Below are 5,482 nucleotides of genomic sequence, written 5' to 3'. Positions count from 1 at the left end.
CTGGACCCGGCGTTCACGGTCGCCGAGCACCTGCGCGAGCGGGCCCTGCTCCTGCGCCGTTACGACGGCTCCCCGCGCGCCCTGCTGCGCCGGCCCCGTGAGCGGACCGCCGCCGCGCGCGCCCGGATCGCCGCCGCCCTGGACGCCGCCGGACTGGACCCCGCCACGCTGCCCAAGGCGGAGCGCACCGCCGTACGGGATCTGGAGCGGACCGAGGCGCTGCGGCTGTCCGTGGCCCTCGCGCTGATGGGCCGGCCCCGGCTGCTCGCGGTGGACGACGCCGACCTGAAGCTGTCCGACGCCGAGCGGGCCGAGGTGTGGCGGCTGCTGCGCTCCGTGGCCGCCGACGGCACCACCGTCCTGGCCGTCTGCAGCGAGGCCCCCGAGGACGCCGTCACCGTACGCACGGGCACCGCCCCGGACACCACCGAAGCCACCACCCACGAGGAGGAACCGGCCGATGCGTTCGCCGAGACTGGCCGCTCTTGAGCTGAGGCGCTTCGGCAGGGGGCGGCTGCCGCGCGCGGCCCTCGCCGCGCTCCTGCTGCTCCCCCTGCTCTACGGGGCCCTCTACCTGTGGTCCTTCTGGGACCCGTACGGCCGGCTCGACCGCATCCCGGTCGCCCTGGTCAACGACGACAAGGGGGCGACCGCCGACGGCAAGCACATCGCGGCCGGTGACGAGATCACGGACAAGCTGCTCACCTCCAAGGTCTTCGACTGGCACGAGGTGAGCGCCGAGGAGGCGGACCGGGGCGTCGAGGACGGCACCTACTACCTCTCGCTGCGCATGCCCGCCGACTTCAGCGCGCGCATCGCCTCCAGCGCGGGCGACTCCCCGGAGACCGGTGCGCTCCAGGTGCGTACCAACGACGCGAACAACTACATCGTCGGGCAGATATCCCGGACCGTGTTCTCCGAAGTCCGCACGGCCGCGTCCGCCAACGCCTCGCGCGGGTTCCTGGACCGGATCTTCATCAGCTTCTCCGATCTGCACGACCGGACGGCCGAGGCGGCCAAGGGGGCGGCCGACCTCAGGGACGGGATCGGCAAGGCGAAGAAGGGCTCGAAGGATCTCGCGGACGGGCTGAAGGACGCGAAGAACGGCAGCACGAAGCTGGCCGGCGGCCTCGTGAAGCTGGACAAGGGCGCGGGCGACCTGGAGACCGGTTCGCGCCAGGTCGCCGACGGCACCCAGCTCCTCGCCGACAAGGTCAACGGGGTCGCCGCGGACGTGCGCCCGTTCCTGAAGGACAACGGCAGGGCCATCGGCGACACCGCCCGGCTGGTCGCCGACTCGTCGAAGACCGTACGGGACAACCTGGACCTGCTGGTGAAGGCGGCCCCCACCGCGGCGGCCGCCGCGCACACCGCCGCCGACGACCTGACCGCGGTCCACCGCACCCGCTGCGAGGAGCAGCCGGTATCCGACCCCGCCGTCTGCCCGCCGCTCAAGCGGGCCGTGACAGCGGCGGACGACGTCGCCGCCGTGGCCGACGACGTGAACGTGCTGGTCAAGAACCAGAACGGCGACCTCAAGAAGCTGCGCGCCCAGCTGACGACCCTGGAGAAGCAGGCGAAGGACCTCGCCGCGCGCTCCCCGCACCTGGACAAGGATCTGGAAGCCGCGGTCAAGAAGGTCAACGCGCTGAACACCGGCGCGCACAAGGTCGCCACCGGCGCGGACCGGCTGCACACCGGGCTCGGCACGGCGAAGACCGGCTCGGCCGACCTGAACACGGGCGTCGGCAAGCTCAAGAAGGGCGCCACGAACCTCGACAAGGGGCTGGTCCGCCTCAAGGACGGATCCGCCACGCTCGCCCAAGGGCTCGGCGACGGCGTCGACAGGATCCCCGACTACGGGAAGAAGGACCGCGACGCCCGTACGGAGGTCATGGCCGACCCCGTACGGCTGGCATCGCAGTCGCTGCACTCCGCCCCGAACTACGGCACGGGCTTCGCGCCCTACTTCATCCCGCTCTCGCTCTGGGTCGGCGCGATGGTGGCGTACATGCTGATCCGGCCGCTCAGCGGGCGCGCGCTGGCCGCCGGGGCACCGGCCTGGCGGATCGCCCTCGCGGGCTGGCTCCCGGTGGCCGGGATCGGACTGCTCCAGACGGCCGCGCTGATGTCCGTCCTGCACTGGGGCCCCGGCCTGGACATGGCGCACACCGCCGGAACGCTCGGCTTCCTCGCGCTGGTCACCTGCTGCTTCGCGGCGATCGTGCAGTGGCTGAACGCCTGCTTCGGCGCGGCCGGGCGCATCCTCGTCCTCGCGCTGCTGATGCTCCAGCTGACCTCGGCCGGCGGCACCTACCCCGTACAGACCAGTCCGGGCTTCTTCAACGCGATCCACCCGTACCTGCCGATGAGCTACGTCGTGGAGGGGCTGCGCCGGCTCATCACGGGCGGCGGGCTCGGGCCGGTCTGGCAGGGCTGCGCGGTGCTCGCCGCCTTCACCGCCGGGGCGCTCGCGCTGACCGCCCTGTCGGCCCGCCGCAAGCAGATGTGGACGCTGGAGCGACTGCATCCGGAGCTGAGCCTGTGACCGTGCCGGGACCTGTGAGAATCAGGCCCATGGAAAGCAGTAGCAGCGCGCGCCGCCAGGCCACCCGGCAGAAGCTCTACGAAGCCGCCGTCACCCTCATCGCCGAGAAGGGCTTCTCGGCGACCACGGTGGACGAGATCGCCGACCGGGCCGGGGTCGCCAAGGGCACGGTCTACTACAACTTCAAGAGCAAGACGGAGCTCTTCGAAGAGCTGCTGCGCCACGGCGTCGGGCTGCTCACCTCCTCGCTGCGCGCGGCGGCCGAGGAGACCGGTGCCCGCGGCGGCAGCCGGGTCGAGGCGCTGGACGCGATGATCCGGGCCGGTCTGGTCTTCATCGACCGCTACCCGGCCTTCACCCAGCTGTACGTGGCCGAGCTCTGGCGCACCAACCGCGCCTGGCAGTCCACGCTGCTGGTGGTGCGCCGCGAGGCGGTCGCCGTGGTGGAGGGCGTCATCGCGGAAGGCGTGACGCGCGGCGAGCTGAGCGAGGAGATCGACGTGCCGCTGACGGCGGCGGCACTGGTCGGGATGGTGCTGGTGGCGGCGCTGGACTGGCAGGCGTTCCAGCCGGAGCGCTCGATCGACGACGTGCACTCGGCGCTGTCCCTGCTGCTGCGCGGCCGCGTCAGCGGACACTGAGGGCACGCGCCCGCACGCGTACGCATGGAAGGCGCCGGTCGGGCGCGGCCCGTCCCCCGGGCCCGCCCGACCGGCGCCTTCCGTGCTGCCGGAGGACCGTCCCCCGTGACCGCGTGGTCCCGAAGTCCTCCGTCGCGCACCCCCGTTCGGAAGGGAGGTGCCTCCCCGCCACCGCCGCCCCGTGCCGGCGGTGGCGGGGCGGCGCCCCTTCCGTGGACACCCACTCTGCCGTTCCGGCAGGTCACGGCCCATCCGTGCGGCTACTCATCCCGTGCTCTGAGTACGGGTACTCAGGGCCGGGTTCCACGCGCCCTGCCGGAACGTCCTACCCGCTGGCTACGATCGCGTGCGTGTCGGTACTCCCTCTGGTGTTCACAAGCGGCTGGGCGAGCGGGATCAACGCGTACGCGGTGGTCCTCCTGCTCGGCATATTCGGCGCGACCGGTGTCAGCGACGAGGTGCCCGCCTCGCTCCAGCGCACCGACGTGCTCGTCGTCGTCGCGGTCCTCTTCCTCTTCGAGGCGGTGGCCGACAAGGTCCCGTACGTGGACACCGCGTGGGACGCGGTGCACACGGTCGTCAGGCCGGTGGCCGGCGCGGTGGTCGCGGCGCTGCTGGCGGGCGAGAGCGGCTCGCTCCCGGAGATCGCGGCCGGTGCCATCGGGGGTTCGACCGCCCTGGTGAGCCATCTGGTGAAGGCCGGGACGCGGATGGCGGTCAACACCTCGCCCGAGCCGTTCAGCAACATCGCGCTGAGCGCCGTCGAGGACCTGGGCGTCGCGGGGGTCGTCACCTTCGCGATATTCCATCCGTGGATCGCCGCCACCCTGGCCGGGACGCTCCTCCTCGTGGGCCTCGCGATCGTGATCTTCCTGGCCTCCCGCATCCGCCGGTTCTGGCGCCGCAGGGCGGAGCGCCGTGCGGAGAAGCGCCGGGGGCAGCAGCCCGTCCTCCCCTCGCCCAACCCTCCCTGGGGCTGACGGCGGGACGGTCGGCGGCGGCCGTTAAGGTCGCCTGCATGGCACGAATTGCGGTGATCGGCGCCGGGATGGGCGCGATGGCGGCGGCGGCCCGGCTGGCCGTGGCAGGCCACCGGGTGACGGTGTACGAGCGGTCGCAGACCTACGGCGGCTCGCTCGGGCGGTACGCCGACGAGGGCTTCACGTTCGACACGGGGCCCGGGCTGCTCCCTCTCCCCGCCGTCTACCGCGACCTGTTCGTGAAGACCGGCAAGGAGCCGCTGGAGCGGTGCGTCACGCTGACCCAGGTGGACCCGGCGAGCCGGCACCTCTTCACGGACGGCACCTCCGTGTCCCTGCCGAACGCCTCACGCGCCGGAACCGTCGCCGCGCTGGACAGCGCGCTCGGCGGCGGGGCGGGTGCGAGGTGGGGGGCGTTCCTCGACCGGGCCAGGGACGCCTGGGACCGCTCGCGGCGGCCGCTCCTGGAGGAGCCGTTGCGCCCCGACTGGCAGGTGCTGGGCCGTGACCCGTATCCGGCCGAGGAGCACCGGCGGCTGCTGCGCCCGGCGCGGCGGGCCGGGACGGTGGCGGAGATCGGCGCCTGGGAGCTGGCCGACCCCCGGCTGGCGGCCCTCCTCGACGGATACGCCCTCGCGTACGGCCTGGACCCCTCGCGCGCCCCGGCGAGCGCGGCCCTCCTGCCGTACATGGAGGAGACGTTCGGCGCCTGGTACGTGAGCGGCGGCATGCGGGAGCTGGCCCGGGCGGTGTACGAGCGGTGCCTGGCCCGGAAGGTGGAGTTCGTCTTCGGCGCCGAGGTGGCCCGGGTCGTGGAGAAGGACGGCCGCGCGGCGGGGGTGGAGCTGGCGGACGGGACGGTCGCGGAGGCCGCCCACGTGGTGCTCGGCGCCCGGCCGTGGCCCGGCCTGGTGCCGGGTCAGGAGCTATGGAAGGACGGGGAGGTGACGGTGCGTGCGGACGGTGCGGGGGCGAGCGGCCGGTTCGTGGTGATGCTGTCGCTGCGCGGTGGCCGGCCCGCGGACACCGCGCACCGGACCGTGGTGCACCCGGCGGACGGGGCGGCCGAGCGCGAGGCGGTGTTCGGGGGGCGGATCGCCGCGCACCCCACGGTGACCGTGCTGCGCCCCGACGACCCCTCGACCCGCCCCGACGCGGAGCACGAGGCGGTGACGCTGGTGGCGACGGTGGCCCCGCAGGGGCGGGTGGACTGGACGGACGAGGCGGTCCGGGCCCGGTTCGCGGAGACGGTGACCGGGGCGGCGGGCGCGGCGGTGCCGGGCCTGCGGGAGCGGATGCTGCGGACGCGGGTG

The 5,482-nt window shown here is 73.6% G+C and carries 4 protein-coding genes and 1 pseudogene; all 5 read left to right on the top strand.

The window, feature by feature from the left end; translation table 11 throughout:
• Positions 1-489 (top strand): annotated as a pseudogene (locus G3I41_RS22975) (ABC transporter ATP-binding protein); the annotation flags it as partial.
• Positions 461-2,548 (top strand): YhgE/Pip domain-containing protein, encoded by a 2,088-nt coding sequence (locus G3I41_RS22970; RefSeq protein ID WP_164402287.1) that lies wholly within the window; start codon positions 461-463, stop codon positions 2,546-2,548. The pseudogene G3I41_RS22975 and the gene G3I41_RS22970, both read left to right, overlap by 29 nt.
• 29 nt (positions 2,549-2,577) lie before the next feature.
• Positions 2,578-3,189, top strand: coding sequence for a TetR/AcrR family transcriptional regulator (locus tag G3I41_RS22965; RefSeq protein ID WP_143622539.1), 612 nt, complete (start codon positions 2,578-2,580; stop codon positions 3,187-3,189).
• A 350-nt stretch (positions 3,190-3,539) separates the two neighbouring features.
• Entirely contained in the window at positions 3,540-4,169 is a 630-nt protein-coding gene (locus G3I41_RS22960; protein ID WP_164402286.1) for a DUF4126 domain-containing protein, read from the top strand.
• A gap of 38 nt (positions 4,170-4,207) precedes the next feature.
• The coding region (locus G3I41_RS22955) for an NAD(P)/FAD-dependent oxidoreductase (protein WP_203601522.1) at positions 4,208-5,482 on the top strand (1,275 nt) is incomplete at its 3' end.

This window comes from Streptomyces sp. SID9727, from assembly GCF_010550605.1.
Lineage (GTDB): Bacteria > Actinomycetota > Actinomycetes > Streptomycetales > Streptomycetaceae > Streptomyces.
Note: the sequence above shows the minus strand (reverse complement) of the source record. Positions and strands in the feature narration are given on the sequence as shown.